29 protein-coding genes are annotated in these 24,768 nt (G+C 48.8%); 9 read left to right on the top strand and 20 right to left on the bottom strand.

Going from position 1 to position 24,768, the window contains the following annotated elements; all coding sequences use genetic code 11:
- The first annotated feature begins 31 nt into the window (after positions 1-31).
- Both DYP60_RS10725 and DYP60_RS10720 read left to right on the top strand, forming a co-directional pair.
- Positions 32-697, top strand: a complete 666-nt coding sequence (locus DYP60_RS10725; protein ID WP_117331038.1) for a class II aldolase/adducin family protein — start codon at positions 32-34, stop codon at positions 695-697.
- A gap of 4 nt (positions 698-701) precedes the next feature.
- Complete coding sequence (locus tag DYP60_RS10720; protein ID WP_117331010.1) at positions 702-1,433, top strand: DUF6062 family protein; 732 nt, start codon at positions 702-704, stop codon at positions 1,431-1,433.
- Here the strand turns inward: DYP60_RS10720 and DYP60_RS10715 are convergent.
- The 15 genes from DYP60_RS10715 to DYP60_RS10650 all read right to left on the bottom strand — a co-directional run bounded on the left by DYP60_RS10715 (position 1,414) and on the right by DYP60_RS10650 (position 14,856).
- The gene (locus tag DYP60_RS10715; RefSeq protein ID WP_117331009.1) at positions 1,414-2,001 is read right to left on the bottom strand and encodes a hypothetical protein; all 588 of its coding nucleotides are present in this window, start codon (positions 1,999-2,001) and stop codon (positions 1,414-1,416) included. The genes DYP60_RS10720 and DYP60_RS10715 overlap by 20 nt on opposite strands.
- A gap of 4 nt (positions 2,002-2,005) precedes the next feature.
- Positions 2,006-2,392, bottom strand: coding sequence for an OsmC family protein (locus DYP60_RS10710; RefSeq protein ID WP_117331008.1), 387 nt, complete (start codon positions 2,390-2,392; stop codon positions 2,006-2,008).
- 67 nt (positions 2,393-2,459) lie between these two features.
- On the bottom strand, positions 2,460-3,341 hold the full coding sequence (locus DYP60_RS10705) for a cation diffusion facilitator family transporter (protein WP_117331007.1): 882 nt from the start codon (positions 3,339-3,341) through the stop codon (positions 2,460-2,462).
- A 71-nt stretch (positions 3,342-3,412) separates the two neighbouring features.
- Entirely contained in the window at positions 3,413-5,209 is a 1,797-nt protein-coding gene (aspS, locus tag DYP60_RS10700) for an aspartate--tRNA ligase (RefSeq protein ID WP_117331006.1), read from the bottom strand.
- A 72-nt stretch (positions 5,210-5,281) separates the two neighbouring features.
- Positions 5,282-8,491 carry a carbamoyl-phosphate synthase large subunit gene (gene carB / locus DYP60_RS10695; RefSeq protein ID WP_117331005.1) on the bottom strand — a complete coding sequence of 1,070 codons (3,210 nt, stop codon included), beginning with the start codon at positions 8,489-8,491 and terminating at the stop codon, positions 5,282-5,284.
- Positions 8,488-9,633 carry a glutamine-hydrolyzing carbamoyl-phosphate synthase small subunit gene (gene carA, locus DYP60_RS10690; RefSeq protein ID WP_117331004.1) on the bottom strand — a complete coding sequence of 382 codons (1,146 nt, stop codon included), beginning with the start codon at positions 9,631-9,633 and terminating at the stop codon, positions 8,488-8,490. Before carA ends, carB begins: the two co-directional genes overlap by 4 nt.
- Before the next feature lie 141 nt (positions 9,634-9,774).
- On the bottom strand, positions 9,775-10,155 hold the full coding sequence (locus tag DYP60_RS10685; protein ID WP_117331003.1) for a hypothetical protein: 381 nt from the start codon (positions 10,153-10,155) through the stop codon (positions 9,775-9,777).
- On the bottom strand, positions 10,152-11,414 hold the full coding sequence (locus DYP60_RS10680) for a DUF1576 domain-containing protein (protein WP_117331002.1): 1,263 nt from the start codon (positions 11,412-11,414) through the stop codon (positions 10,152-10,154). The genes DYP60_RS10685 and DYP60_RS10680 overlap by 4 nt, the downstream gene beginning before the upstream one ends.
- Positions 11,401-11,880, bottom strand: coding sequence for a hypothetical protein (locus tag DYP60_RS10675; protein ID WP_117331001.1), 480 nt, complete (start codon positions 11,878-11,880; stop codon positions 11,401-11,403). Before DYP60_RS10675 ends, DYP60_RS10680 begins: the two co-directional genes overlap by 14 nt.
- The gene (locus DYP60_RS14040) at positions 11,822-12,214 is read right to left on the bottom strand and encodes a hypothetical protein (RefSeq protein WP_133299334.1); all 393 of its coding nucleotides are present in this window, start codon (positions 12,212-12,214) and stop codon (positions 11,822-11,824) included. The genes DYP60_RS10675 and DYP60_RS14040 overlap by 59 nt, the downstream gene beginning before the upstream one ends.
- Entirely contained in the window at positions 12,156-12,458 is a 303-nt protein-coding gene (locus DYP60_RS10670) for a hypothetical protein (protein WP_117331000.1), read from the bottom strand. The genes DYP60_RS14040 and DYP60_RS10670 overlap by 59 nt, the downstream gene beginning before the upstream one ends.
- 157 nt (positions 12,459-12,615) lie before the next feature.
- On the bottom strand, positions 12,616-13,491 hold the full coding sequence (locus DYP60_RS10665) for a DUF4097 family beta strand repeat-containing protein (protein ID WP_117330999.1): 876 nt from the start codon (positions 13,489-13,491) through the stop codon (positions 12,616-12,618).
- A 1-nt stretch (position 13,492) separates the two neighbouring features.
- Positions 13,493-13,846 carry a PspC domain-containing protein gene (locus tag DYP60_RS10660; protein ID WP_237446333.1) on the bottom strand — a complete coding sequence of 118 codons (354 nt, stop codon included), beginning with the start codon at positions 13,844-13,846 and terminating at the stop codon, positions 13,493-13,495.
- Between the two features lie 5 nt (positions 13,847-13,851).
- A complete protein-coding gene (locus tag DYP60_RS10655) occupies positions 13,852-14,187 on the bottom strand; it encodes a hypothetical protein (protein WP_117330997.1) in 336 nt (111 codons plus the stop codon).
- A 15-nt stretch (positions 14,188-14,202) separates the two neighbouring features.
- Complete coding sequence (locus DYP60_RS10650; protein WP_117330996.1) at positions 14,203-14,856, bottom strand: PspA/IM30 family protein; 654 nt, start codon at positions 14,854-14,856, stop codon at positions 14,203-14,205.
- Between the two features lie 212 nt (positions 14,857-15,068).
- Here DYP60_RS10650 and DYP60_RS10645 point away from each other — a divergent pair, with 212 nt between their 5' ends.
- On the top strand, positions 15,069-16,073 hold the full coding sequence (locus DYP60_RS10645) for a sigma 54-interacting transcriptional regulator (RefSeq protein ID WP_117330995.1): 1,005 nt from the start codon (positions 15,069-15,071) through the stop codon (positions 16,071-16,073).
- Between the two features lie 62 nt (positions 16,074-16,135).
- On the opposite strand, the gene DYP60_RS10640 is transcribed toward DYP60_RS10645, so the two are convergent.
- Positions 16,136-16,330, bottom strand: coding sequence for a PspC domain-containing protein (locus DYP60_RS10640; protein ID WP_117330994.1), 195 nt, complete (start codon positions 16,328-16,330; stop codon positions 16,136-16,138).
- Positions 16,330-17,010, bottom strand: a complete 681-nt coding sequence (locus DYP60_RS10635) for a PspA/IM30 family protein (protein WP_117330993.1) — start codon at positions 17,008-17,010, stop codon at positions 16,330-16,332. Before DYP60_RS10635 ends, DYP60_RS10640 begins: the two co-directional genes overlap by 1 nt.
- A 223-nt stretch (positions 17,011-17,233) precedes the next feature.
- On the opposite strand from DYP60_RS10635, the gene rsmI reads away from it, so the two are divergent.
- Together rsmI and DYP60_RS10625 are read left to right on the top strand one after the other, a co-directional pair.
- Positions 17,234-17,941, top strand: a complete 708-nt coding sequence (rsmI, locus tag DYP60_RS10630) for a 16S rRNA (cytidine(1402)-2'-O)-methyltransferase (RefSeq protein ID WP_117330992.1) — start codon at positions 17,234-17,236, stop codon at positions 17,939-17,941.
- Positions 17,919-18,722 carry a TrmH family RNA methyltransferase gene (locus tag DYP60_RS10625; RefSeq protein ID WP_117330991.1) on the top strand — a complete coding sequence of 268 codons (804 nt, stop codon included), beginning with the start codon at positions 17,919-17,921 and terminating at the stop codon, positions 18,720-18,722. Before rsmI ends, DYP60_RS10625 begins: the two co-directional genes overlap by 23 nt.
- On the opposite strand, the gene DYP60_RS10620 is transcribed toward DYP60_RS10625, so the two are convergent.
- Positions 18,703-20,739, bottom strand: coding sequence for an AAA family ATPase (locus DYP60_RS10620; protein ID WP_117331037.1), 2,037 nt, complete (start codon positions 20,737-20,739; stop codon positions 18,703-18,705). The genes DYP60_RS10625 and DYP60_RS10620 overlap by 20 nt on opposite strands.
- Positions 20,740-20,791: 52 nt before the next feature.
- Here DYP60_RS10620 and DYP60_RS10615 point away from each other — a divergent pair, with 52 nt between their 5' ends.
- From DYP60_RS10615 to DYP60_RS10600, 4 genes are read left to right on the top strand one after another with little or no spacing between them, the layout of a single operon-like run.
- The gene (locus tag DYP60_RS10615; RefSeq protein WP_117330990.1) at positions 20,792-21,544 is read left to right on the top strand and encodes a Nif3-like dinuclear metal center hexameric protein; all 753 of its coding nucleotides are present in this window, start codon (positions 20,792-20,794) and stop codon (positions 21,542-21,544) included.
- A gap of 13 nt (positions 21,545-21,557) precedes the next feature.
- Positions 21,558-22,088, top strand: a complete 531-nt coding sequence (gene lspA / locus DYP60_RS10610; protein WP_117331036.1) for a signal peptidase II — start codon at positions 21,558-21,560, stop codon at positions 22,086-22,088.
- Positions 22,081-22,368, top strand: a complete 288-nt coding sequence (locus DYP60_RS10605) for a leader peptide processing enzyme (protein ID WP_117330989.1) — start codon at positions 22,081-22,083, stop codon at positions 22,366-22,368. The genes lspA and DYP60_RS10605 overlap by 8 nt, the downstream gene beginning before the upstream one ends.
- Positions 22,369-22,372: 4 nt before the next feature.
- A complete protein-coding gene (locus DYP60_RS10600) occupies positions 22,373-23,389 on the top strand; it encodes a glycoside hydrolase family protein (protein WP_117330988.1) in 1,017 nt (338 codons plus the stop codon).
- Here DYP60_RS10600 and DYP60_RS10595 read toward each other — a convergent pair.
- Together DYP60_RS10595 and rsmD are read right to left on the bottom strand one after the other, a co-directional pair.
- Positions 23,382-24,212, bottom strand: coding sequence for an acyl-[acyl-carrier-protein] thioesterase (locus DYP60_RS10595; protein ID WP_117330987.1), 831 nt, complete (start codon positions 24,210-24,212; stop codon positions 23,382-23,384). The genes DYP60_RS10600 and DYP60_RS10595 overlap by 8 nt on opposite strands.
- Entirely contained in the window at positions 24,205-24,765 is a 561-nt protein-coding gene (gene rsmD / locus DYP60_RS10590) for a 16S rRNA (guanine(966)-N(2))-methyltransferase RsmD (RefSeq protein WP_117330986.1), read from the bottom strand. Before rsmD ends, DYP60_RS10595 begins: the two co-directional genes overlap by 8 nt.
- Positions 24,766-24,768 lie beyond the last annotated feature (3 nt).

The raw sequence follows: 24,768 nt of genomic DNA, 5'->3' as shown, positions 1-24,768 counted from the left end.
CCAAGTCAGACAGTCATGCTATACTCGCTGTATGGATACCAAGAAATATGAAAAATACCGCCGGCAGGTAGCTTCGTTCATGACCCGCCTGTATGACCGACAACTCACCACCGCTAGTGGTGGCAATATTAGCATGAGGATCAGCAAGGATCTTTTTTGCATCACACCCAGTGCCCTTGACAAAGGACTGCTTACCCCTGATGACATTGCTGTGGTGACCTTGGACGGAAAGAATCTGACTCCGAACCTACGTCTCAGCATCGAAACTGAAATGCATCGGTTGATTCTTATAGCACGTCCTGACATCCAAGCGATTGTGCACGCCCATCCTACCTGTGCATCCGCGTTCACCGCAATCACAAAGAATGGAAAGAGCGCCATAAACACCCATCTGATTGCAGAATCCTACTTCATCCTTGAGGATCCCGCATATGTCGAGTACCGCCTGATGGGCACAGTGGACCTAGCTGAGCAGGTTGCAGCCAGTTCCTTTGACCATGATGTACTCCTTTTGGAAAACCATGGTGCCGTAGCCCTTGGACGAACAATGCTGGAAGCCTTCGATAAGATGGAATTGCTCGAGCGGGCAGCACAAATGACGGTCATTACGAAGCAGATGGGTGGTGGGGAGTATGAGGTGAGAGAGCTACCTGAACCACGACTGAAACAGCTGATGCAGATGAAGTACGGGTCATAATACTATGAAGCTTGAACTTGAGACCATTCCTGTCTGGGACGGGGTACAGCATAACAGTGAGTGCTTCATCTGTGAGTTGATGACAGAGGCTCAGAAGGATGCTATCAACTTTTATCTGGGTAACTCAGTTATGAATCCAGAGACCCGGGTACGGGTGAATGAGCATGGATTCTGTCCCAAGCACTGGCGTATGCTTACTGCAGCCAACAAACCGCAGGGTGTTGCCCTGATGAGCGACACCTATCTCGAAACAAGCAGAAAGAAAGGTGAGGCTGCCATCAATGGACTGCTTTCAGCGAAAAGCCCCAAGCAAGCAAAGAAAGCGGTAGGAGCTTTTCATGCGGTAATGGATTCTCGTGAGAAGGGGTGTCTTGTGTGCTCATCCATGGAAGAGCGACTCCAGCGCTACCTGTATACGACCTGTTACCTCTGGGGGGAGGACCCTGCATTTCGTGAGGCACTCTCACAAGGAAAGGGGTTCTGCCTCCACCACTTCTCACTCTTGTTGGAAACAGCACAGAAAGCGCTCTCTTCATCGTTGTATCCAGAGTTTGTACGTGAGCTGTCGAAGATTGAAGTTGCCTCCCTCGATAGGATTGCAAAAGATGTCCATTGGATGACCCAGAAGTATAAGTCAGAAAATGCAGATAAGCCTTGGCATGGCTGTGAGGATGCCCACAAAAGAACAGTGGACAAAATGACAGGACGCAGCAGGGTCATTGATCCCGTTCACTGACCTGTTTCCTACGTTTCTTTTTCCGTTCCTTGATCCCCAACAGCAGCTGCAAGGAATCTTTTTCTCCATCCACATCCTTCTGTTTAAGATGAGTTGTGGTACCGTCTGCCTTGTTGAAATGGTAGTACTCCAAGCTCTCCTGTTTTGGGCTATAGAGCAAAATGTACTCTCGCTGGGGGAGGAATGAAGTACCCAGGACAAGTTGGCATCCTTCAGCTTGGGCCTGTAGGAGATGGTTTTGCTGAACCTTTGTCAGATACTCATTACCAAGGATGATTCCCAGAAGTTTGGTACCCTTTCGGTCATGGACAAGCACATCAAGCCCGTGCCTCTGGATATCTACCTTGATGTTGCCGGGAAGGGAGAAAAAATAAGGGTTTGCGATGTCTTCTGAAAGGCTGAGTACCTTCCGTAGGCTCAGTTGCAATTGGGATGCCAGGCAGTGGGCAAGACTCGTCTTTGCCTTCGGCCAGGACAACACCACCTCATCTTCAACAAGAAGTTGCCGCAAGGCAGTTTCGAACGCTTCAAAGAGAAGAATATTGGTATATCGCGCATTGTTTCCCATGGTACTACAGGAAGTCCACTGAGTAATCCATCTCACTCACATGTGAAATGGTCTGATATATGGAGCAGTACCGGGTGGCAGTCTCAAAGGCTTTCAGAAATTTCTTTTGGTTGTCCACTCCACTTGCCTGTACCGTGATGTGCAATGACTTGAGTGTGGTAGGGCTTTCTTCACGCTTCTCGCCATTAATCTCGAAGCTGATATGTTCCCAACGGATTCGCATTTTTTCAGCAAGTTCTTCGAATGTTTTGAAAAGGCATCCACTCAGAGCACCCAACAGGTAATCGTAGGGTGTACTGGAAGGGCCAATTTCAAAGCTGGAACCCTTGTCTGTAACGAACTGGGAGTGGCCAGGTACAAAATCTGCACGAACATGTTTTTTCTCACCCATGAGATATCTCCTATTGCAATATCATAGCCCATACAGAATGATTTTTCTAGGATGGGGATCCTTTGTGTCACTGCTTTTTAGTCTTGTGTGGGTTCACATGCACCATGCAGTGTTTGACTTGTGGGAAACTGGTTTCTATGGCGTGGTGGACTCGTTCAGCAATACAGTGAGCATCAACGAGGCTTTGGGAACCTTCAGCTGAGATTTCAACATCCACATAGGCTCGTGAACCAAATGTGCGGGTTCTCAACAAATCGATTCCCTCTACTCCTTCCTGGTCGAGAATGATGAGGCGGATTTCTTCCACTGTTTTTTCAGGGCAGGCGTGGTCGACCATCTTGTAGGTGCCATCGCGGAATATTTCAATTCCGACTCGGATGATGAAGAGGGAGATGATGATTGCTGCAACGGAATCAGCTATGGGATACCCTATCCTTGAAGCAATGATTCCGATCAAGCCACCGGTGGTTGCCAGTACATCACTCTGGGAGTCCCATGCAGAGGCCATCAAGGCAGAGGAGTTAGTCTTTTTTCCGGCCCAGCGGGTATACAGGAACATTCCTTGCTTGATGATGATGGAAACAATGGCCGCGACCACAGCAAGAAAGCCAGGCTGTGGCTTGTCCTGGTAGCTACCAGTGATAATGGTTGAGATTCCATCGACCAAGAGGCCGAATCCCACGACCATGATGATACCGGAAAGAAGAATTGCAGCAACTGATTCCAGCCGCTCGTGTCCATACTGATGATCCTCATCAGATTCCTTGGATGCAGCGGAGATACCAATCATGGCGATGATGGAACTTACCACATCACCTGCGTTGTTGATTCCATCATTGAGCAGAGCTGAAGAGTGCGCAACGAAGCCAATCGTTGTCTTGCTTATGGCGAGAACGATATTGCTGAATATGTTGAGATAGGAAATTTTCAATGCCAAGTTTTTTTTCATGTCCAAAATTCACACCTTCGTTCGGTGCTCCTCCTTGGTAAGAAAAGGCCCCGGTTGTCCGGGGCTCTCTGTCAAGTCTTAGACTCAGGATATTTTATGATCAAGTGTAAGTCTTCAAGTTGTTTCTCGTCAACTACTGAAGGTGAGTCATCCATTGGGGATATCCCTGCAGTATTTTTCGGGAAAGCAATAACCTCATGAATCGAACTCTGCTCGGCCATGATCATGACCATTCTATCGACTCCTGGGGCAATACCTCCATGAGGTGGAGCTCCATATCTGAAGGCGTTGAGCAGGAATCCGAAGCGCTCTTCCGCAGTCTCGTCATCAAAATTACAGATACGGAAAATACGTTTCTGGAGCTCTACATCATGGATACGGATGGAACCACTTGCCACCTCATACCCATTGAGGACTAAGTCATACAGGTCACCCTTTACGCTTCCGGGATCAGACTCGAGCGAATCGAGATACTCTGCCTGCGGCATACTGAACATATGGTGTGCAGCTTCCCAGTGCCCTTCATCCTCATTGTACTCAAAGAGGGGGAAATCAACAATCCAGCAAAACTCAAAACTCTTCCTGATTAGGTTCAGATCCTTTCCCAATTTGGTTCGAACCGCACTGAGGCTGGCACAACATTGCTTCCAGTCCTGATGGGCTACAAAGAGGATCATGTCCCCTTCCTTTGCATCCATCTTGGTAGCAAGTTCATCTTCAAGCCCAGCGAAGAACTTGCTCACACCGCCGGAGAAGGTAGCGTTCTCTCCCACCTTGATCCACGCCAATCCCTGCGCACCGTAAATCTTTGCGGCATCCTCAAGGCTGGTGATGTACTTCCTTGAGAAGTCAACAGTCTCGCTCTTCGGAGCACAGATTGCCTTTACATACCCACCCTGGGAAACAATATCCTTGAAGGTGGCAAAACTACTCTTCTGGGCAATTTCGTTGACATCTGAGAGAGGAAGGTCAAAGCGAAGATCTGGTTTATCGCAACCATAGGTATTCAGTGCATCCTGGTAACTAAGTCTTCTAAATCGTGCAGGTAGGTCATAATCCATAACCTCCTTGAATACGGAACCGAAGAGATCCTCCATGAGAGAGAGAACATCGTCACGTTTGACAAAACTCATTTCGAGGTCAAGCTGAGTGAACTCCAACTGTCGGTCGCCTCTGGCATCCTCATCACGGTAACAACGGGCAATCTGAAAGTACTTATCCATTCCTCCGACCATCAGGATCTGCTTGAAGAGCTGTGGGCTTTGGGGAAGTGCATAGAACTTGCCCGGGTAGAGCCTGCTGGGAACAAGGAAGTCACGAGCTCCTTCAGGGGTGCTCTTGATCATGGTAGGGGTTTCTATCTCGTAGAAGTCGCGACTGGTAAGAAACTTTCGGCAGGCAAAGATAAAGTCATGACGAAGTTTCATCCTCTTTTGCATGCCCTGGGTGCGAAGGTCAAGGTAGCGGTATTTGAGCCTGAGGTCTTCCCTCGGTTCATTCCCATCATCAATTTGGAATGGAAGTGGGGCACACTTGCTGAGAATCTCAATCTTTTCAGCTTTTACTTCTACCTCTCCGGTTACCATCGCCGGATTGACCATTGAATCGGGTCTAAGGCGTACCACACCTGTTACTGCAATGCAGTACTCCAGGTGCAACTCGTTGGCAACTGCCTGAAGTTCTTTGCTGGCATCATCATCCACCACCACCTGGGTAATCCCATAGCGGTCACGGAGGTTGATGAAGTGCAGGGCACCATGATTTCGGTCACGGTGTACCCAGCCGTTGAGAACCACCGTAGCTCCATTGTCAGCTTTGGTCAGTGATCCACAGGTAGTCGTTCGTTGGGAAAATACTTCTTCTGCCATAGTCGGTCCCTTTTGGTCTCCTTAAGAAAGTATTCCCATACTATACGATAGAAGTCCAAAAGGCAATTGCCTCTAGGACGTTAGCTCACGGACAACAACCTGTTTTTTCTGCAGGTATTCAACCGCCTCAACCGCTGCCACGGCAGCACTTGTGGTAGTGGTGTAGGGGATTTTCATGCGCATGGCAATACTTCGTATCTCATCATCACTTATGTGTGCGTGGAGTCCCATCGGGGTGTTTATCACAAGAGCAACCTGCTTTTTCTGCAGATAATCAGTGATGTTCGGGTGCCCTTCGTGCACTTTTTGCATCACTTCAACAAGGATGCCTTGCTCAAAGAGGAATGCTGCCGTCCCTTGTGTTGCAGCAATCGTGAACCCGAGGGAGACCAATTTCCTCACGACGGGAAGGATAGTCTTGCGATCCTTTTTGTTAACACTGATGAACACCTTTCCTGAGACCGGAAGGCGGTTACCACTGCTAATCTGACTTTTTGCAAAGGCTTCCCCGAAGGTTTTGCCCAGTCCGATCGACTCGCCGGTCGACCTCATCTCAGGTCCAAGTGCTGGGTCCACATTACTGAACCTATCGAAGCTGAATACAGCTTCTTTCACTGCCCAGCCAACCTTGCAGGTGCCCAAGGCTCGCCCTCCAGCGCTTTGTACCAGCCCTTGCTTCACCAAGGTTTCTCCTTCCCAGACACGGACCGCGGCCTCAATAAGGTCGACCGCACTGGTCTTGCAGATGAAGGGAACTGTACGGGATGCACGTGGGTTGACCTCGATGAGGTAGAGCTTCCCGTCTTTGGCAGCGAACTGGATGTTCATCAATCCCTTTACATGCAGTGCAAGTGCTAGCTTGTGTGCCCAATCCTGCATCTCTTCAAGTAACTCTGGTGTACTCTTGTATGGGGGGAACACTGCCGCAGAGTCTCCACTATGGATGCCTGCAGCTTCGATATGCTGGAGAATTCCCCCCACATACAGACTCTCCCCATCACACACCGCATCAAGATCATACTCAAAGGCATCCTCCAGAAACTGGTCCACCAATACAGGAGCATCCACTGTCGCCTCAATATCGGCAAGGGAGAGAAGTCCATCCTCGTCATACACAATGTACATTCCCCGTCCTCCCAGTACATGGCTAGGTCGAATCAATACCGGGAAGCCAATTTCTCGTGCAGTGGTGAGAATATTCTCTTTCTTGGTGACTGCTTTGTTCTTTGGTTGCCTGAGCCCCAGCTGTGTTACCAAGGCCGAGAACTTCCCACGGTCTCCTGCACCCAAGAGTCCCTCTAGATCAGTTCCTTCCAGTTTGGCCCCTGCACGTGTGAGAGCCGGGGCAAGGTTCAGTGGGGTCTGACCTCCCAGTTGTACCACCACCCGTTGGGTTTGTTCGTGACGGAGAATCTCCTTTACCTCTTCAGCGGTGAGACCTTGCAAGTAGAGTCGGTCACTGATGTTGAAATCTGTTGAGACAGTCTCTGGATTGCTGTTCACCATGATGGTTTTTCGCCCCAGCTTTCGATAGGCCATGGAAGCAAGGGTACAACAGGTATCAAACTCGAGTCCCTGTCCGATCCTGTTGGGGCCGCTGGCAAGGATAAGTACAGCATCTTCCCCCAAGGGAAGTGCTTCCTCTGTTTCACCGTAGGTGGTGTAGAGATATGGGGTGAGCGCATCAAATTCCCCACTGCAGGTATCGACATGGTGAGTTACTGGATGCATCTCATAGGCATAACGAAGTCGTTCGATGTCCTCGCTGTTCCTTCCGGTCAGCATTGCAATATAGACATCACTCATTCCAGCTTGTTTTGCCTTGAGCAGGACATCTGCATCCAAGTGAAATGCTACGTCCTGTTCAATGGACAATTGTTGCACCAAGAGATCAAGAAACCAAGGATCAAATTTTGTGATCTCCTGGATTCGAGGGAGAGAACCCAAACCTTCCCTGCAAAGCGTGGTGTATGCAGCAACCAGGCGCAAGGGGTGTGCGCTTGTAAGAAATCTTGCAACCTCCTGTGCATCATAAAGCCCTGCTCGAATGAGGTCACACAGCCCCTCGAGCTTTCGCTCTGAGCTTCTGATTCCCTTGTTCAACGCTTCCAAGGCAGTCCTCCCCAAGGCCAACGCTTCCCCGATACTACGCATCTGTGTTCCCAAGGCAGAGAGGGGAAGTGGGAATTTCTCCAGCTCGAAGCGAGGGACCTTCACCGCACAGTAGTCAAGTACCGGCTCAAAACAGGATACCGATTGGCCGGTTATCTCGTTGACCACTTCATCAAGGGTATATCCGACTGCCAACTTTGCAGAACAACGGGCAATAGGAAATCCAGTTGCCTTGCTGGCAAGGGCTGAGGAGCGGGAGACCCGGGGGTTCATCTCTATGACAACCATCCTTCCGGTTTCCGGGTGTACAGCGAATTGGACGTTGCTTCCCCCACAGTCGACCCCGATCGCCCGCAGAATTGCAATTGATGCGTCCCTCATCTTCTGGTAGCTTTTCTCATCAAGGGTTTGAATCGGGGCAATGGTAATACTATCCCCAGTATGTACTCCCATTGGGTCAACGTTCTCGATGGAACAGACAATGATTGCATTGTCCTGTTTGTCACGCATTACCTCCATTTCGAACTCCTTCCAACCGATGAGAGACTCTTCAACGAGAACCTCATGGGTGGGGCTGGTTTCCAGGGCATGTTCAAGTAATGACGGGTATTCTTCCTTGTTGTAGGCAATGGATCCTCCCATGCCGCCCAGCGTATAGGAGGGGCGGATGATGAGAGGAAAGGGTAGGTCTGCAAGCAGTTCCATACCCTCATCGATGTTGTGGGCGATGGAGCTCTTTGCGCTTTCCAACCCCAACTGGTTGATGACTTTTTTGAAAGCTCCGCGGTCTTCAGCTAGCTTGATGGATGCTATGGATGATCCAATGACCTCGACCCCATACTGGGCTAGCAACCCAGACTCATCGAGTTCGAGTGCCAGGTTGAGCCCACTTTGTCCTCCCATGGTAGTCAGGATTGCATCAGGGCGCTCCCTCTGGAATATTTGCTCAACATACTCGGTTCTCAGTGGGTCAAGGTAGATATGGTCAGCCATGCCAAGGGTAGTCATTACGGTTGCAGGATTAGGATTGAGTAAAATGACCTCATACCCTTCCTCTTTCAAGGCCTTTACCGCTTGGGTCCCGCTATAATCGAACTCGCAGGCTTGCCCGATGACAATAGGACCGCTGCCGATTACCAGAATCCGTTTGATATCACGTCTTGCACTCATGCTCTTGCCTCCTTGGCTGCCAGGATGAATGAATCGAAAATCCAGGTTGCATCATGGGGGCCTGGAGATGCTTCTGGGTGAAACTGGACGCAGCTGACTCGCTTGTCTGTGCAGAACAGTCCTTCGATGGAGTTGTCATTTGCATTTTTGAACCACACTGTTGCAGAGGGCGGAAGTGTTTCAATCTCACTGGCGTAACTATGGTTCTGGCTGGTGACGAAGCATGTGCCACTTTGGGTATCCACTACCGGATGATTCCCCCCGTGGTGCCCATATTTCATTTTCTTTGTGGTTCCCCCCAGTGCCCAGGTGATCAACTGATGACCGAGGCAGATTCCAAAGACAGGCAGCCCTGCCCCAATGACCTGCCTGGTCATCGAGACAGCGTCTTGCAATCGTTCAGGATCTCCCGGACCGTTGGACAGCAGCATTGCATTACATCCAGAGTGGAGGATGTCATAAGAGTCTACCGTAGGAGGAAAGAGAGTGACTGCCACCCCACGACGATAGAGTTCGGTAATGATTGAGCGCTTTATCCCGAAGTCTACAACAGCGAATCGTAGGGATGCCTCCTTGGGTGCTCCCTCCCAAGGATCCTTGATGACCTGCTTGGTGCTCACCCCTTCTATGAGATCGATCTCACTGACCGAGGGATAATCCCTCACCAGGGAGAGCGCATGTTTATGTTCTGAACGTGAAAGCGACTTGCCTTCAGTCCTGAATATGATTGCTTTCTGGGCTCCCTTGTTTCGTATATGGATGGTTAATGCACGGGTGTCTACGCCACTCAAGCCCACTACCTTGTGTGTGAGCAAATAATCATGTAAAGAGACCCTCTTTGGAGGAAGAGGGCCTGTGTATACAGAATGAACTATCAGTGCTGTACAGCTAATGGGATTGGGTAGATCCAGATGCTCCTCAAAGGAGGCTTCACACCCATAGTTGCCTATGTGGGGGTAGGTCATGACCACCATCTGCCCATGGTACGAAGGATCGGTGACAATCTCTTGGTATCCACACATACTGGTGTTGAAGACCACTTCAGCCATGGGCGCCTCTCTACCAAGCAAAGGCGCAGGCAATCCAAATCCTACTGCGGTGAATACTGTTCCATCCTCGAGAAGAAGAAAGCTTGTGTCCATAGGTTCTCCATCAGTTCAAATTGTAGGGATCATACCGTATACTGAAAATTTATGCAACAGTATGTGTATATTTATGCAACAAAAAACTGATTTATTAATACCTATGCAACACACTAGAGGAAAAATAGCGTAAAAATGTTGCTACTCCTTCCCAATGGTAAATTTTTCTGGATTGAATGCATCACTCCCGAGCCAGAGATCAATTCGCAGCCCACTATCTGAATTATCTACATCTGCATGCTTAATCTGCCATCCGATAAGCTCAAGTCTGGAGTCCCACGTCACATCGTGGCCTGCCATCAATCCATAGTATTCAGCAAGTTCCGGCCTCTCATATTTCGGGTGAAGGGCCTTGTTGATGCGGTTGAGCTCCTCTTCACTTCGTTTCTTATCGTCAAAGAAGGTCAGATGAGCCCCGTCCTCTTCCTGGTGCAGAGAAACCACCAAGCGGAGGGGATTACCGTCCAGAAGGAAGTTTGTAACCTCCCCGATCAATCGTCCTAATAGTTCTTTGCGCTTCATTGCGTGAAATCCTCCTCAGGTCGGTTGGTTTTATACCACTGTAAGATTGCCACAAACAGGCTTGCTGTCAGCCCACCGGCGAAACCATTGTTATACAGAACAAGTCCACCGTGCCAGGATGCCGTTGCTTCTACCATCACCAGGTGCAGGAATCCAGCCAATAGGCCTGCGAAGAAACCGAACTGCCCTGTAATTGGGGCCAAGGTGGTGGCGAAAAGTGTTGCCAAGAGGGGGCCTGGAGCTACCAGGGACTTTCCGAACAACAAAGTGGAGAGCACAACTCCCAACGCTACAGGATACGTATTCTTTAAGGTTTTTCCGAAACCTCCAAAGGCGATTATGGTAAATAATGCTCCAATGGTTGGTCCATTTATCGGGGCTCCGATGATAACCAGATATCCCCAGAAAACCAATCCAAGCAGTCCGATATTCAAGAATGTTCCAGCCGTGTATCCGGTGTCAAAAAAATCATAGGGGAGACGGCCTGAGAGCTTCTGTACTTCAAGGAAACCTTGGAATCCTTGTTTGGGTTTCTCAATAAACAAGGCTGTTACGATCAACATAACGGAAAACAGAGGGATAAGAAGGAAGAGTGGGAGCGAGAACTCTTCACTCCACTTGATGGTCAAGGGTTCCATCTTGCCAGCAGCAATGAGCAAGTTGGATGCAAACAGGCCGATGAAACCACAACTAAAACCAACGTTGTAGAGATTGTAACCTTGATGTAGTTGCAGCATGGATCCGGCCACTGCAGGAAGGATGAAGCCAGCAGCAAGGCCCGCGATGATTCCCAGTGGAACGGAGAGAGGCAACGGTAGGCCTATTGAGAACATTAGATAGGTCACCAAGGGACCGAGTGCGGTGCTGAAGAGGGCGATCAGGCTGTAGGAGCCGAAGGTCTTGCGTGCAAGTTTGCTAGCCAGCCATACCCCCCCAATGAGAGGGATGCTATTGAGCAACGTATTTCCGAAGAAGGAGAACCCCATCATGGTCAAAATTGCCGAAACAGCAGGACCTGAAAGACTGACTGAGGCATGGAAAATGAGAACCATTGCCAGCAGTCCCACTGTTGCTGCGTTGAACATTGCAGTCCCAACTCCATGCAACGTAAAGTCGCTGATCAGGCGGGCTGCCTGAGTCTGCAGATGGAGTGTGTTTTTCAAGACAGTGAGCGGACCCTCAAGAATCATGGCTGTGAGCATGAGGGAAGAGATGAGCACAATGAGTAGAGCATAGAGGATGCGTTCACTTTGTTCCATGGTGTCTCCTTGATTGCTGCATGTTACCTACAGATGAGGGATTATGGCAAGTAAGCAAGCTAAGATAAGGGAAAGAAAGAGGAATGGAAGAAAGGGCTGCCACTCGAAGGTAGCAGTCCGTACAGTTGCTCACGATCCTATTGCTTGTTGATATCCACTCCACCGTATCAGTGAAGCGAAGATCCCCAAAGGTTGGAGATGCTTGGTCGAGAACCAGGATTCCATCTCCTGCACTGTGCAGTATCTCCCCGTTTCTGAAGATTGTTTGGGCAGTTCCCAGGGTAATGAATGGAGCCTGAATTGTAAATAATTCCAACCCAATCTCCAGCTTGTGGTTTGGTTGCAGTCCCTCCCCATTCGTGTCATTTCGAAGATCATCGTTGTAGCTGGTGATGGAAATGGGGTAGTCAGCTGTTCCCTTTGCTATCAGGGTGCCTGAAACGGCCAGGGAAGAGTTCTCTTGCATTTTCAGCGTGACGGCAGGTTTCAAGGTGAGTCGACCCTTGTCTCGGACTGTCAAATCTTTTGCAATATAAGGAAAGTTGTCCCAGTTCTGTAATAATAGGTGAACGCTTGCTTGAATTGGTTGAGAAGGTAAGGTTAACAGCTGGGTCGGTCATTGGCACTGGCTCAGTTGCTGGAGGAGGAATGACCTTCGCTTCATCAGCTCTCTGCAACAGGAAATTGACTTTCTTTCCAACCATGGGTTTGTCCGCAGTTATATTCTCGGCGATAATATCCTTATTGTTGATATCCTTGCTGTAGAGCCCCATGTAGAGGAGAACATCTGTGTTTTCCATATTGATGAACTAACCCAAAGTGTCCAGATATAGCGATTGGAATTTCCAGAATCAACGGGTCTGAAATTTTAACCGTGAATACTTGTTCTGGGTTCGATACATACGCAATCCCTTGTTCGCCAGTGTAGTATTGGAAAAAAAGCGGTGTTCCCAGAATTGCAAGAACCGTTTCAAATCCAGTCAAACTTACGATAAGCATGATGAACAGTGCATGCAACGAGATTGTCCTTCGTTTTGTTCCCATGAAATACCCTCCAGTATTGATGGCATAGTCAAGGTACAATAGTAAATGCCTCGGAAAAAGGAAAAATACTGAATATATGGCAAAAATGTCTAAAAACGGAGCCAAAAACGAAGGCAGAATTTTTCAATCCTGCCTTCGTGTACCCATTATCTGGAGCTTAGTATACCAAATCGATTGAGCCACTTACCGATGAGAGTGTAACTGAGTTGCTTCCTTCCCCAGTCTGTAGGCTGGCATTATTTCCTGCCTGCCGCTTGTCATTGAATTCAATTGACCCGCTGACAGTGGAAGTAGTTATGTTTAGGTTGTTGCTTGGGCGAAGATCAAGTTCAATTTCGCCACTTGTGGTTTTAGCTTCCATTGATCCGTTCTTTGAAATGCTCACCCCTGCTTCAATTCCGGAGCTTGTTGTCTTGAGGATGGTCTTCGGCCCCGTTATCCGCTGGATCTCAATCGTACCGCTTGTTGAGGAGATATCTGCATTGCCATCAGAAGAGGCTTCTTTTCCAGAGATGTCCCCGCTGATGGTATGTAGTTCCAGGTGCTCAGATGCCCAGAGGGTAAGGAAGTCTACCTCGCTGCTTACTCCAGAGACCTTTGTCGACTTGGTCTTCAAGGGGTGCATGAGGGTGATATCCCCACTGGTGGAAGTGACTTCCAAATGTCCCAGGTTCTCACTGGGAAGGGTGAGTACCAAGGGTGAAGCGGTATAAGAGAAGAAGCGAAGAAACCAACGCTTGACTGGACTGACCGAAACTGTGACCAGGGAACCTCGTTTGGAAACCTCGAGCTGTTCATTGTCATGGCTCCCAAGTGAAACACTTGCTTGTTTTTGTCCTTCATTCACTTCAATGAAAATGTCATTGCTGATGGTCGATACCTGCAGGGAGTCTCCTGCCTGGAAGTCAATCTGCTGATCCATACGCTGCTCGATTCCCCGTCTCTCCCATCCCTTGTAAAGAAAGAAGGAGAGAGCAAGTATAAGGACAAGGATGATCAGGAAGATTTTGTTGGCATTGGTGTCCTTCAGCATATTATGTCCCTTGGTGGAATCGGTTGTCCCAATCACGTTCCTTGTTGAACATCTCGTTTTCCATTTTTTCTACTTTTTGCTTGAGCCGTTCATACTCAGCCTTCAGTTCCTCTTCACTCGCGTCTGGTGCATCATCAGTATAGCTGGTCGAGTTGTAGGTACCTTCAGGATTCATCGGTATAATCAGTGCAGCAATCAAGTAGATGAGTGCTCCGGGAAAGATGCCGGTTGCCATTACCACAAGAAATACAATCAAACGGACCGGGTCTGGGGGAAGGTCTCTCCACTCGGCAAGGCCGGTGCAAACCCCAAAAATTTTTCCCCGAGGGGATCTGTACAATCGTTTGGTAGCCATAGTAGTCATTCCTTATTTTCAAAGCCTTCAAATGAATTTTTCCGGCTTTTCATAATCGTTTCAAGGTTTGCAAGCCGCCCCTGCAATTCATCAATTCCTTTTCTCAATTCAGCTCGGTTGGTACCTTGTCGCCATTCGGTAAAGCTGGCTTCAGAGGCAGCCCCTTTCTTATGCTTTCTATACGTTACATTGCTGTAGGTCCCAGGGGGGTATCCCATCTCCATCTCCCGCATCCGAAGTGCTGCCTCAATCTTCTTCTTTCTCAGGTTGTAACGGTGATCAAGGGTAGATACGACTATGATGAAGGAAAATATAACTGTTAAGATCCAGATTGTTTCCATGCCTTACCCCTTCGCTCACATGCCGGCGCGTTTACGCAATTCCTCGATCTCAGCATCGATGTCATCCATCTCCTCGAGGTCTCGGAACTTTTCGTCCAAGGTAGCGCTACTGTGGTTCAGGTCCTTATCAGCCTGCATCCGGTCAATCTTCTCTTCCATATCATTGAAGTGGTGAAAGGTGCTCCCATCGCTTGCCCGTCTGAGGGTTTCCTGGGCAGCTTGTTCTTCCTTCGCCCGTTTAGCCCTCTCAACCATCATTTGATACTTCTGCTTCACGGTGGTAAGCTTGTCTTCAATCTGGTTGATTTCACTCTTTGCAGTTTTGATTACCTCATCATAGGTAGTAAGTTCCTCTTTAAGGCGATCGAGTGCTGCCTTGGCTTGCTTTTTCTCAAGTAGTGCCTCCCGTGCCAAATCTTCACGTCCCTTGCTTATGGCAAGTTCTGCTCGACTCTGCCAGCGTTCCACAGCATTGAGTGCTTCTTTATAGGTACGGTCAGCCTTTGCTCTGCTGGCCATTTTTGCGGCACAGGAACTCTTGAGCTCAATAAGAGTATCTTCCATCTCCTGCATCATCAACTTGATCATCTTTTCGGGATCTTCTGCTTTGTCCAATAGTGAGTTGATGTTTGCATTAACAATATCCAAGAATCTTGAAAAAACTCCCATAGTTTCTCTCCTTAGGTAGTAGTACCACCTCTGTTTCTATAAGTCTAGTTGCACGATTCATGCCAACTCAAAGATATCTATGATAAATTTGATAAATCACCATTTTGCTTAGGTTTTAGACTCTCCTGCTTTTCTTGTCCGCTCAGCTGTGCTACCCTGTTTCTGGCAAATCATACCAAGGATGGCAAAATTTACCAACAAAGGAGTATCAAATGGAATCTCCACAGGGAGGAGGATACAACCAGCAACCACTTGGCGAGAGCGAGGTCTTTCTGGATTTTCAGAGTAAACTGAGTCGTGCAGCTACCGTTAACCGTTCTATTCTCTTGGTAGGGGAGCGTGGGAGTGGTAAGGAGATAGCAGCCAGAAGATTACATTTCCTCTCTCCTCGATGGCAGCAGAGTTTGGTAACCGTCAACTGTGCAGCGCTTCCTCCTTCCTTGATCGAGACTGAACTCTTTGGCTACGAGCAAGGTGCCTTCACTGGTGCTCAGAAGACCCGTAAGGGTCGGTTTGAAGAGGCTGAGGGAGGTACGCTCTTCCTGGACGAAATCGGGCTCATCCCACTGGAGGTCCAAGAGAAGATTCTTCGTGTGGTGGAATACGGAACCTATGAGCGAGTAGGATCTTCGGTTACCCATGAGGTGAATGTAAAGATCATCGGAGCAACCAACGCAGACCTTCCCACCCTGTGCCAGGAGGGCAAGTTCAAGGAAGATCTCCTGGATCGCCTCTCTTTCGAGGTATTATTCCTCCCTCCCCTGCGCGAACGAGGTGAAGATATCCTGCTGCTTGCTTCCTATTTTGCTTCCAAGATGGCTCTTGAGTGTGGGAGAGAGGAGATGCCGTTCTTCTGTGAGGAAGTGGAAGCTTCCTTGCGCTCCTATCCATGGCCTGGAAATGTTCGTGAATTGAAAAATGTAGTGGAGCGTGCTGTCTACCGGAGTGATACCCCAGAAATTGAGCGGCTCGATTTCAATCCCTTTGATAATCCTTTCAGCCCGCCGGAGATGCAGAGAGAGGAAAAGACCACCACGAAAGAGCAAAAACACTTGGATTTGTCACAGTTTGGACAGGCTCGTGTTGACCTTGATGTATCCTACCTTGCAGAAGCCTTGAAGCAGGCAGGCGGGAACCAGAGGGAGGCTGCTAAGCTGCTCAACCTTACATATGACCAGCTCAGGGGATTGTACAGAAAATACCAGGATCTGTTGTAAAGAGAAGAACAGGACACAACCATGCCCTGTTCAAGGAAACAATTCAATCTATGTCATGAAACCTATCGTGAGGGGAGGATGAGGGCAGCGCCAAGGTAGGCGATTACCATCGGGGTGAACCCCACAGAGAACAGCAGGATGACGGCGACGATTCTCAGCAGGAGTACGGGAAGCCCTGACCATGTTGCCAAGCCTTGGAATACTCCCAGAATCATGCCTCTTCGCTCACGGTAGAGCGACCTGTGGCAGTTGTCCATTACTTCTGCTCCTTCTCTTTCTTCTTGCTCATCGATGCCTTCAGCTGTTCCATCTCTGCATCAATTTCACTTTCATTTTCCATCTTGCTGAATTCATCGGCAGCACTGGCGGTACCATGATAGCCGGCCATTTCTGCGTCTGCTTCCATGCGTTCAATCTTGCTCTCGAGTTCACTGAACTTGCGAGCCAAGTCTGTACTGTCACTGCTTTTCAAGGTGTCGGCAACCTGTTTCTTCTCCTTGGCGCTTCTTGCTCTCTGGACAAGAATCTGTTGCTTATCCTTTACTTCCTTGAGCTTGTCGGCAATCTGGGTAAGCTGGCTGCTCTGACTGGCAAGAATGGTCTGCAGGTTTGTTTCAAGCTCTTCGATGCGCTTGATACGTGAATTTGTATTGTTCTTTTCGATCAAGGCTTCACGGGCAAGATCCTCCCTTCCGTTGGTAATTGCCAATTTGGCACGGTCTTCCCAACGAAGAAGCAATTTCTCCAACTCTGCCTTCTCCCGCTCCAGGCTCAATTGCTCGGCTTTTCTTGCAGCCATCGATGAGCGGGCCTTGCTCTGGGTTTCCTCAAGTTCGGTGATCATCAAGTTGATCATCTTTTCCGGATCCTCAAGTTTATCCAAAGCACTGTTTACGTGGGAGTTGAAAATATCGGCGATTCTTTTGAACATCTGCATCATTGTCTCCTTTCGCCACTGTGTGGCTGTGGTTTGCGTTTGTTTGTACGTAAAATAATGTGCATATGGCGTGCCAACTTTGAAAATATGGAAAATTTCCATGATTAATCATCATGTAATGACTAGATTGCCATTCAGATTGGTAAATTATACCAACCTGTTTGGCCAATACTACCATCCTCTTTGGCTTGTAAGGGGTACTCAGAGCGTGTAGACTGCATTCATGAGTACCTTGTATATGGTGGCAACACCGATTGGAAACCTTGAAGATATTACCTACAGGGCTGTTGAGACACTAAAAAGTGTTGAGGTAATCGCCTGCGAGGATACCCGGCATACACAACAACTGCTGACCCATTGGGGGATCAGCAAGCGTTTGATCGCATGTCATGCACATAACGAGATCAACTCGGCAAAGGGAATTGTAGGCTTGCTAGCCGAAGGCAAGGATGTTGCGTTTGTCAGTGATGCAGGGACACCGGGCATCAGCGACCCGGGGGCTCGAGTAGTCAGTGCAGTACGCCAGGCTGGATACCCTGTAGTTCCCATTCCGGGAGTCTCTGCACAATCTGCTCTTGTCAGTGTTGCGGGCTATGTAGGCAAAACGTTTACATTCGAAGGGTTCCTCAGTCCAAAAAAAGGCAGAAGAAAAAAACGTTTGGAAGAGTTGCTCAGCCGAAATGAAGCCTTCATCATCTATGAGTCGCCCTTCAGAATTCTCAAGACGCTTGCTGAGTTGGCTGAACTAGATGGGGAGCGTAAGCTCATATTGGGAAGAGAGATGACCAAGAAGTTTGAGGAGTTCTTGCAGGGAAGTGCTTCCCAGGTGATGGAAATGCTTTTAGCAAAACCATCGATCAAAGGGGAGTTTGCCTTGTTGGTTGCTCCGCTCCAGGCACAGGATAGCGATGATCACACTGAAGAAGCTTAGAAGCCTGAACAGTCGGACCTGTGTACGAAAGTGTGCAAGTCTGTTTCATCAACTGTCACAAGAACAGGAGTTGGACCGCACCTATCTCAGTGGTTTGCTCTCTCTCTTTGAAGAGAAGCAGTTTGGTGAAGTATTGGATACAGCTGAAAAGGAACACTTGCTTGCCTTGGCAAGGAGAGTTTCCTCAGTCCAGGGAAAGGATTTGAAGATTCTGCTGGAGGATATCCATTATTTCTTGCTTGCGGTCTTGGGTAGCGATCCTTCCGATTGGGATGTCACTGATGAGAATGGACAGCTTGATGCTTCAGCTCGTATCATATTGCCCCATATCCTGGTACTCGACCGGATTCGTTCTCCCTATAATATCGGATCCATATTTCGTAGTGCAGACTCCTTCGGTGTCAAGAAAATTTACTTGGTTGAAGGGTGTGCAAGAATCGATCACCCGCGCACCATAAAGACCAGTCGGGGATGCGTAGATACGGTTGACCATGAGGTATTGCCTGAAGATGTGGTGTTGCAGCGGATACAATCACTTCCCATCTTTGCCTTGGAAACAGGTGGGAAAGATCTCTCCCGGTTCCCTTTCCCTCGGGAAGGGGTGGGGATCATAGGCGGGGAGGAGCTGGGAGTCAGCCCATCCCTTGTACAAGCAAGTGAGTCCTCCCTTGGTAGGGTGTCCTTGCCGATGGGAGGTACCAAAGGTTCATTGAATGTGGCGGTAGCCACAGGCATTATGCTTTGCAGTTGGTACCAGAGTTCTAGCCCCGGTTGGAAGTGACCGCTACATACATCCGTTTCAGCTTATCTTCAATATCAAAGTTGAAATTACCTGCACTCCAGTTGCCCTTTGCATTACGTACCCCGACGCTTCGCCCGGTGAGTATCTGCATTGCTTCATCAATGGTACTGACCGGATAAATGAAGAATTGCTTCTCCTTGATGGCTTCCAGTACCTCATAGGGGAGGATGAGGTTGCGTATATTCTGCTTGGGAATGATGACTCCCTGTTTTCCGGTGAGTCCGGTTGCCAAACAGGTGCGGAAGAAACCCTCAATTTTCTCATTGATGCCCCCTACCGGTTGAATCAAGCCCATCTGGTTGACCGACCCGGTCACCGCAATATCCTGGCGGAGAGGCAGTTCCCCTATTGCCGACAACAGGGCGAGCAATTCACTGGAGGATGCACTATCGCCATCCACTTCCGCATAGGATTGCTCAAAGGCAATACCTGCATATATGGAAAGTGGGAAGGTACGTGCATAATGTGTACGTAGGTACCCTTCCAGAATGAGAAGGCCCTTGTCATGGATCTCTCCACTGAGTCCGGCTTCATGTTCAATATTCACAATGCCTTCATTTCCTGGACTGGCAGTACAGGAAATGACCGTAGGGGTTCCAAAAGAAGCGCTGCCTCGGTCCATGACTGCCAAACCATTCACTACCCCGATTTTTGTCCCGGAGAGGCTGATAATCATATCACCGCTGAGGATCTCTTCATTGATTTTGCTCTCACTGATTCCGTTGATGTATCCTCGCTCCTCATTGACACGGAGGATGAGCTCTCCATCGATGTAGGTCTGGTTTTGGTGCTTTGCCCACCAGTGGGCTTCCTCAATGAGATCATACAAGGAGGAAAAGTGCGTGGTCAGATGGGTACGGGACTCCACATACCAACAGGAGTATCGCAGCAATTGACTAAAAGCACTGTCCAGGAGGGGGAGCATATGATGGTTCTCTGCATAGGTTTCCAAGATTGCTATGCTCTGGGCAATTGTTGTCTTGGAGAGCTCCATCGAATAATCAAACTGGGCGCAAATCTTGAAGAGGGTTAAAAACCGTTCATCCTCCTCAGAGAGCATATCATAGACCTCTTCACTACCGATGAGGATTACCTTGATCGGTAAAGGAACTACCTGAGGTCTTATCACTTTACTTCTCAGTTCACCCTTGGTGACAAGTCCTCCTTCATATGCCAGGGCATTTGCATCGAGATATCGTTTCAGTGCTTCCCAGAGACCACTCTCGCCGAGCAGTTTTTCAGCCTCTATGACAATGAATCCTCCTGCTGCTTCGAGCAGAGATCCTGCATGTAGGCTGAGGTGGGGGATTTTTTCATCGGAATCCACTGACCCGAAGAGGTTGTTGAAGGTTGGGTAGGATTCAATGATAAGGGGGCGTTGTTTTGTTTGTGCATGATTGACAAGCAGGTTTGCTTGGTATTTCCGTGCAATCGGGTCGTTCTTGAGCATCTCTGCATCAAGATGCTGGATATGGACATCTTCCCTGGCAAGATCGGCCTTGAGATGGGCAAAGTATGAGGATAATTGTCGATTGTCGGGAAATTGCTGTTCCATCTGGTCCACAAGATGCTCTGCTTTCTCCAAGAAGTGCTGACCGTCCTGGGCGAGACTGAGCAGTTCTTGGTTGAATGTGCTGCAGGCATCACAGAAGCGCTCTCCCTCTCCTGGTTTGAAGGTAAGCGCGGTAGGGCTGTCAGGTTGTTTGAAATTACACACATAGACGATATCCCTGATTGCATCAAGATTGTTTCTCTGGTGTTCAGCACAGAAACATACCGCCTCATACTGTCCACTTGCAGCCTCTCCACTTACAAAGATGTTATATCCGCATTTCTGTAGACTGAGTCCAATCTCCAAGCTGCGAAGTGCCCTAGGTTGGCCAACAATGTGTTCGTTGCTGCCCAAGGCTCGGCATTCGCTGATGAGTAGGGGATCAAAATCAAAGGAGGCTTCTTCATAGGTGAGCGGATGGACCCGCTTTTTGGTGTCGGTCATGAAGGAACTATAGGTGGTGGAACAAAAGGTGTCAACTCTATATACTGAGGGCATGAAACGAAGCGAACTTGTTGCCTATCTTGATGTATATCTGGGACTTGAATCATTTGAGGGTTTGGATCGTTCACTCAATGGATTGGTTGTAGGGGGACCAGAGAAAGAGGTCCATAACGTTGCCTTCGCGGTTGATGCATGCCAGGCTACCTTTGAGAAAGCCATTGGTGAGGGTGCAGATGTTCTTATTGTGCACCATGGGCTCTATTGGGGCACCCCACTGCCTATTACCGGGACACACCACACCCGCATCAGTACATTGTTGCAAGGCAATCTGGATTTGTATGTAGCACATCTTCCCCTTGATGCGCATCCAGTGGTAGGAAACAATGTCGTCATGGCTGGAAAGCTAGGACTTCAGGACATTGAGCCATTTGCCCCATATAAAGGCACAACGCTGGGGTTCAAGGGAGTACTCAAAGAGGGTAGGGACGTACGATGGATTGCCAGCCAGCTCGGTTTTGAGAGTCCGGTAGTACTTCCCTTCGGCAAAGAACGCATCAAGACAGTGGGTATTGTAAGTGGAGGAGCAAGCAGCGATGTCTATGCTGCCCTTGCAGATGGACTGGACTGCTTCATTACCGGGGAAGTGGAACATCAAATCTATCATGATGCGCAGGAAGCGGGTATCACAGTTATTGGGGGTGGACACTACCAGACGGAAATTTTCGGGGTACAGGCGCTCTCAGAACATATGAGGGATACGTTCGACCTTGCAGTTTGTTTTATTGCCAACCCAACTGGCTTATAGTATAGTCAACACCATGGCACAGAAATACACCAGCAGATTCATCCCGCTCATCCTCACCCTCCTTATTGTCGTTTCCGACCAACTCAGCAAGGCATGGGTGGTTGCCACAATCCCAGAGAACACTGTGGGGTTTCGCTATCTTGGTGATTTTCTTGCACTTGTTCATGTCCGCAATACTGCTATTGCTTTCAGTATGGGAGATGAGCTTCCTATTGTGGTGAAGTTGCTGTTCTTCATCATCGTTCCCGTTCTTTTGGTTGTAGCGGTATGTATCGTATACTTTTCACGAAAGATTCATCTTTCCACGTTCCAGAGATGGGTGCTTGCACTCTTCCTGGGGGGTGGCATCGGAAATTTGATCGACCGTATTTTTAGGAGTTTTCGGGTAGTGGATTTCATCAGCGTAAAGGTCTATGGGTTCCTAGGATTTGAGCGATGGCCAACCTGGAATATTGCTGATGCCTCGCTGGTAATCAGTGGGATTCTTCTTGCCGTGAGTCTCCTGTTTGAAAGCTCTGAAACGAAGGAAGATAACAATGTCTAAAAAAATGAACACCGTTTGGTTTATGTTGGCAGCAACCGTACTGAATATCGTGCTGATGATAGTCCTTTTCATCATCTGTTTTGTACTCATTACGCGTTTTGTCGACCCGAACAGCTCCCTGATTCCCCTCTGGTTGGGCCTTACCTTCCTGGTGAGTATCGGAGGGAGTTTCTGGGTTTACTCACGAGTCATCAAGTGGATGAACAACAAGTTCAACCTTGAGGATAATCTCAGCCCGCTTTTCAATAGAAAGAGAAAGCCAAAGCGCCGAGAGGACTGATACCATGAACCAGAGCCTCTCCACATTCTCTAGAATTTCTTGGTATCCATTCAGTGATGAACCAGTCATCAGAAGCCTCTGGTACATGCCTAGGCTTTGTGATCCCTTCTTTCTGTTCCCTGAGGAGAGTCCTGATGGGAAATGGCATCTCTTTGGTCACACCTGGGTGGGTATTGAACACTTCATCAGTGAGAATGGGATCAGCTGGGAACCAAGAAAAATGGTTGCTTTACGGGGACATTCCCCCTCAATCTATCAAGAGGATGGGGTGTATTACCTCCTGTACGAGAAACATAATGCCTCATTACCTAATCTGAAGAAAGGAAGACTGAAGCGTAGAGAGCAGGAGAAGGTCAGCTATAGCCGGTTTGAAATGTGCTCCTCTACAGATTTGATACTTTTCAGTGAGCCTAAGATTATACTGGATAGTAGGGAGATACCCTTCTCTGCAGACGGGTTGAAGAAGCCAAGGATTTCACGACCTCAGATTATCAAGGATGGAGCAGGGTATCGACTGTATTTTGGAGCCTCCCACCTGCTGCTTCCTGACACGAAGCAGAAGACCAGCCGCTATTTTGCCCTTGCTCTTGCTTCAACTATTGAAGGACCATATGCTCTTGCGAACGAGGGAGAACCTCTGCTCTCCCCGGATCCAGATGATCCGTATCGGAGCATGGCGGTAGGAAGTATCAAGGTAGTACGTGCTGAGGATGGCTATGTTGGGTTTGAATGTGCAATGTATTGGGATAAGGAGTGTGCAAAAACCGCTTCCGTGCTGCTGCAATTGGAGAGCAGAGATGGGATTTCCTTCAAGCCTTCCTTCCGGTCCCCCCTCTTGGTCTCTCCGAAGGAAGGGTGGGCTAGCCGGTATATTGTCAGTTGTGATGTCCGCTATAAGAAGGAAGAGGCTTGCTGGTATTGCTACTATAGCGCCAACTCCAAGCATGGATACTATCCGGTAAGAGAGTCCATCGGTTTGCTTTTAGGCAAGGAGCCTTCCTTGCGGAAGGTCTTTATCTAAGATCTTCCCGTGCTTTCCACCGTGTGGATCCCACCCATACCAGTGTTTCAGTCCCATCTGTTTCTTTTCGGATAATCCTGTGGTGCAACAGTGGTTCATCCTTCTTTAATGCATCAGGGTCTTTGCTCTCGGTGTATACGACGATTGTATCCTCAAGGAAGGTCTGGCGCAGATACGATACGTCCACCTCCGCTACCTTGAGGCGGTTACGGAAGGAGGAGGGAAGGCTCTCCAAAGCCCATGAGAGGTAGGATATATTGTTCACATGCTGGTTACGGTCGGTATCGAGGTAGGTAATCCTGGGGGAATGGACGGTCAATTGATGAAGATCCGCATCTTCCCCATGGTGGTTGTTCTCAAGATGCATGTCCAATGAGTGCTCACTATCATCCTTAGGGGGAATACCGATACGAAAGGACATATCCTTCGGTCTGCACGGCCTGTTACGTTCCAGATCTAGAATCGCCCAGTGGGTCTTGGCAATGAAAATCAGATTTCCTTCTGTATCGAAGGCTCTGACCACACGAGGAATATGCAACCTGATCGGATCCTGTGCCCAGGTTTCCACCTTCAGAACTTCCGGCCAATGGGTATAGCGGAATACTTCCATCCGAATTCGGGTGATTACCCAGGTTTTCCCTTCTTTGTTCATCTCGGGAAGAGAGTATCCCCTGCTTGCTGCATGGGCTCCTGCTGCTTCCTGTATAATCTGGAAATAGAAGGCCAGACGGGCATCAGTGTAGCAATCGGTCTCATAGCTGTAGGTAGTAAATGTGCTGTGTGCCACATTCTGCTCGTCAATGGTTACGAGTGCATCATACATTTGCTTGTTCCTCCCCCGTGGTGTTCCGATAGAATCGTAGTGTACTTCTTCCATATTTTCGCTCATCATAACAGACCAAGGCACCTATCGCTTCTGGCCACTGTTTCTTTTCTTCTGATGGGTAATGTATGATGAACAAGCCTCCAGAACTAAGCAGTTTTTGTGTATCCACTGCCTTTGCCAGGTCAACCTTGCCTTGCATTGGAAAGGGAGGATCTGCATACACAATGTCGTACTGCATTTTTGCCGTAGGGATAAAGCGTCTGACGTCAGCCATAAAGAGCTTGATTTCGCTCTCCACCATGCTGATATTATCCAGGATGGTGGCCTTTTTCTGCCGGTCTTTTTCCACCAAGTGAACCAAGCCTGCACCCCGGCTCGCTGCCTCGATACCGACGCAGCCGCTCCCGGTGAATAGATCCAGCCAGGTTTTTCCTTCCAGATTTCCCAGGATTGAGAAGAGAGACTCCCTCATCATGTCCATGGCAGGTCTGATGATACCTGGCGGACACGCGACGGTCCTCCCCCGATAGATTCCTCCGGTAATTCTCATATT

Origin of the sequence: Sphaerochaeta halotolerans, from assembly GCF_003429665.1 — a bacterium.
GTDB classification, from domain to species: Bacteria; Spirochaetota; Spirochaetia; order Sphaerochaetales; family Sphaerochaetaceae; genus Sphaerochaeta; species Sphaerochaeta halotolerans.
The sequence above is the reverse complement of the archived record's forward strand: the minus strand, read 5'-3'. Positions and strand labels throughout refer to the sequence as shown.

Coding starts and splice junctions, on each gene's coding strand:
- DYP60_RS10725 (WP_117331038.1), top strand. CDS start 32: ATGGATACCAAGAAATATGAAAAATACCGCCGGCAGGTAGCTTCGTTC.
- DYP60_RS10720 (WP_117331010.1), top strand. CDS start 702: ATGAAGCTTGAACTTGAGACCATTCCTGTCTGGGACGGGGTACAGCAT.
- DYP60_RS10715 (WP_117331009.1), bottom strand. CDS start 2,001: ATGGGAAACAATGCGCGATATACCAATATTCTTCTCTTTGAAGCGTTC.
- DYP60_RS10710 (WP_117331008.1), bottom strand. CDS start 2,392: ATGGGTGAGAAAAAACATGTTCGTGCAGATTTTGTACCTGGCCACTCC.
- DYP60_RS10705 (WP_117331007.1), bottom strand. CDS start 3,341: ATGAAAAAAAACTTGGCATTGAAAATTTCCTATCTCAACATATTCAGC.
- aspS (WP_117331006.1), bottom strand. CDS start 5,209: ATGGCAGAAGAAGTATTTTCCCAACGAACGACTACCTGTGGATCACTG.
- carB (WP_117331005.1), bottom strand. CDS start 8,491: ATGAGTGCAAGACGTGATATCAAACGGATTCTGGTAATCGGCAGCGGT.
- carA (WP_117331004.1), bottom strand. CDS start 9,633: ATGGACACAAGCTTTCTTCTTCTCGAGGATGGAACAGTATTCACCGCA.
- DYP60_RS10685 (WP_117331003.1), bottom strand. CDS start 10,155: ATGAAGCGCAAAGAACTATTAGGACGATTGATCGGGGAGGTTACAAAC.
- DYP60_RS10680 (WP_117331002.1), bottom strand. CDS start 11,414: ATGGAACAAAGTGAACGCATCCTCTATGCTCTACTCATTGTGCTCATC.
- DYP60_RS10675 (WP_117331001.1), bottom strand. CDS start 11,880: ATGCAAGAGAACTCTTCCCTGGCCGTTTCAGGCACCCTGATAGCAAAG.
- DYP60_RS14040 (WP_133299334.1), bottom strand. CDS start 12,214: ATGGAAAACACAGATGTTCTCCTCTACATGGGGCTCTACAGCAAGGAT.
- DYP60_RS10670 (WP_117331000.1), bottom strand. CDS start 12,458: ATGGGAACAAAACGAAGGACAATCTCGTTGCATGCACTGTTCATCATG.
- DYP60_RS10665 (WP_117330999.1), bottom strand. CDS start 13,491: ATGCTGAAGGACACCAATGCCAACAAAATCTTCCTGATCATCCTTGTC.
- DYP60_RS10660 (WP_237446333.1), bottom strand. CDS start 13,846: ATGGCTACCAAACGATTGTACAGATCCCCTCGGGGAAAAATTTTTGGG.
- DYP60_RS10655 (WP_117330997.1), bottom strand. CDS start 14,187: ATGGAAACAATCTGGATCTTAACAGTTATATTTTCCTTCATCATAGTC.
- DYP60_RS10650 (WP_117330996.1), bottom strand. CDS start 14,856: ATGGGAGTTTTTTCAAGATTCTTGGATATTGTTAATGCAAACATCAAC.
- DYP60_RS10645 (WP_117330995.1), top strand. CDS start 15,069: ATGGAATCTCCACAGGGAGGAGGATACAACCAGCAACCACTTGGCGAG.
- DYP60_RS10640 (WP_117330994.1), bottom strand. CDS start 16,330: ATGGACAACTGCCACAGGTCGCTCTACCGTGAGCGAAGAGGCATGATT.
- DYP60_RS10635 (WP_117330993.1), bottom strand. CDS start 17,010: ATGCAGATGTTCAAAAGAATCGCCGATATTTTCAACTCCCACGTAAAC.
- rsmI (WP_117330992.1), top strand. CDS start 17,234: ATGAGTACCTTGTATATGGTGGCAACACCGATTGGAAACCTTGAAGAT.
- DYP60_RS10625 (WP_117330991.1), top strand. CDS start 17,919: ATGATCACACTGAAGAAGCTTAGAAGCCTGAACAGTCGGACCTGTGTA.
- DYP60_RS10620 (WP_117331037.1), bottom strand. CDS start 20,739: ATGACCGACACCAAAAAGCGGGTCCATCCGCTCACCTATGAAGAAGCC.
- DYP60_RS10615 (WP_117330990.1), top strand. CDS start 20,792: ATGAAACGAAGCGAACTTGTTGCCTATCTTGATGTATATCTGGGACTT.
- lspA (WP_117331036.1), top strand. CDS start 21,558: ATGGCACAGAAATACACCAGCAGATTCATCCCGCTCATCCTCACCCTC.
- DYP60_RS10605 (WP_117330989.1), top strand. CDS start 22,081: ATGTCTAAAAAAATGAACACCGTTTGGTTTATGTTGGCAGCAACCGTA.
- DYP60_RS10600 (WP_117330988.1), top strand. CDS start 22,373: ATGAACCAGAGCCTCTCCACATTCTCTAGAATTTCTTGGTATCCATTC.
- DYP60_RS10595 (WP_117330987.1), bottom strand. CDS start 24,212: ATGTATGATGCACTCGTAACCATTGACGAGCAGAATGTGGCACACAGC.
- rsmD (WP_117330986.1), bottom strand. CDS start 24,765: ATGAGAATTACCGGAGGAATCTATCGGGGGAGGACCGTCGCGTGTCCG.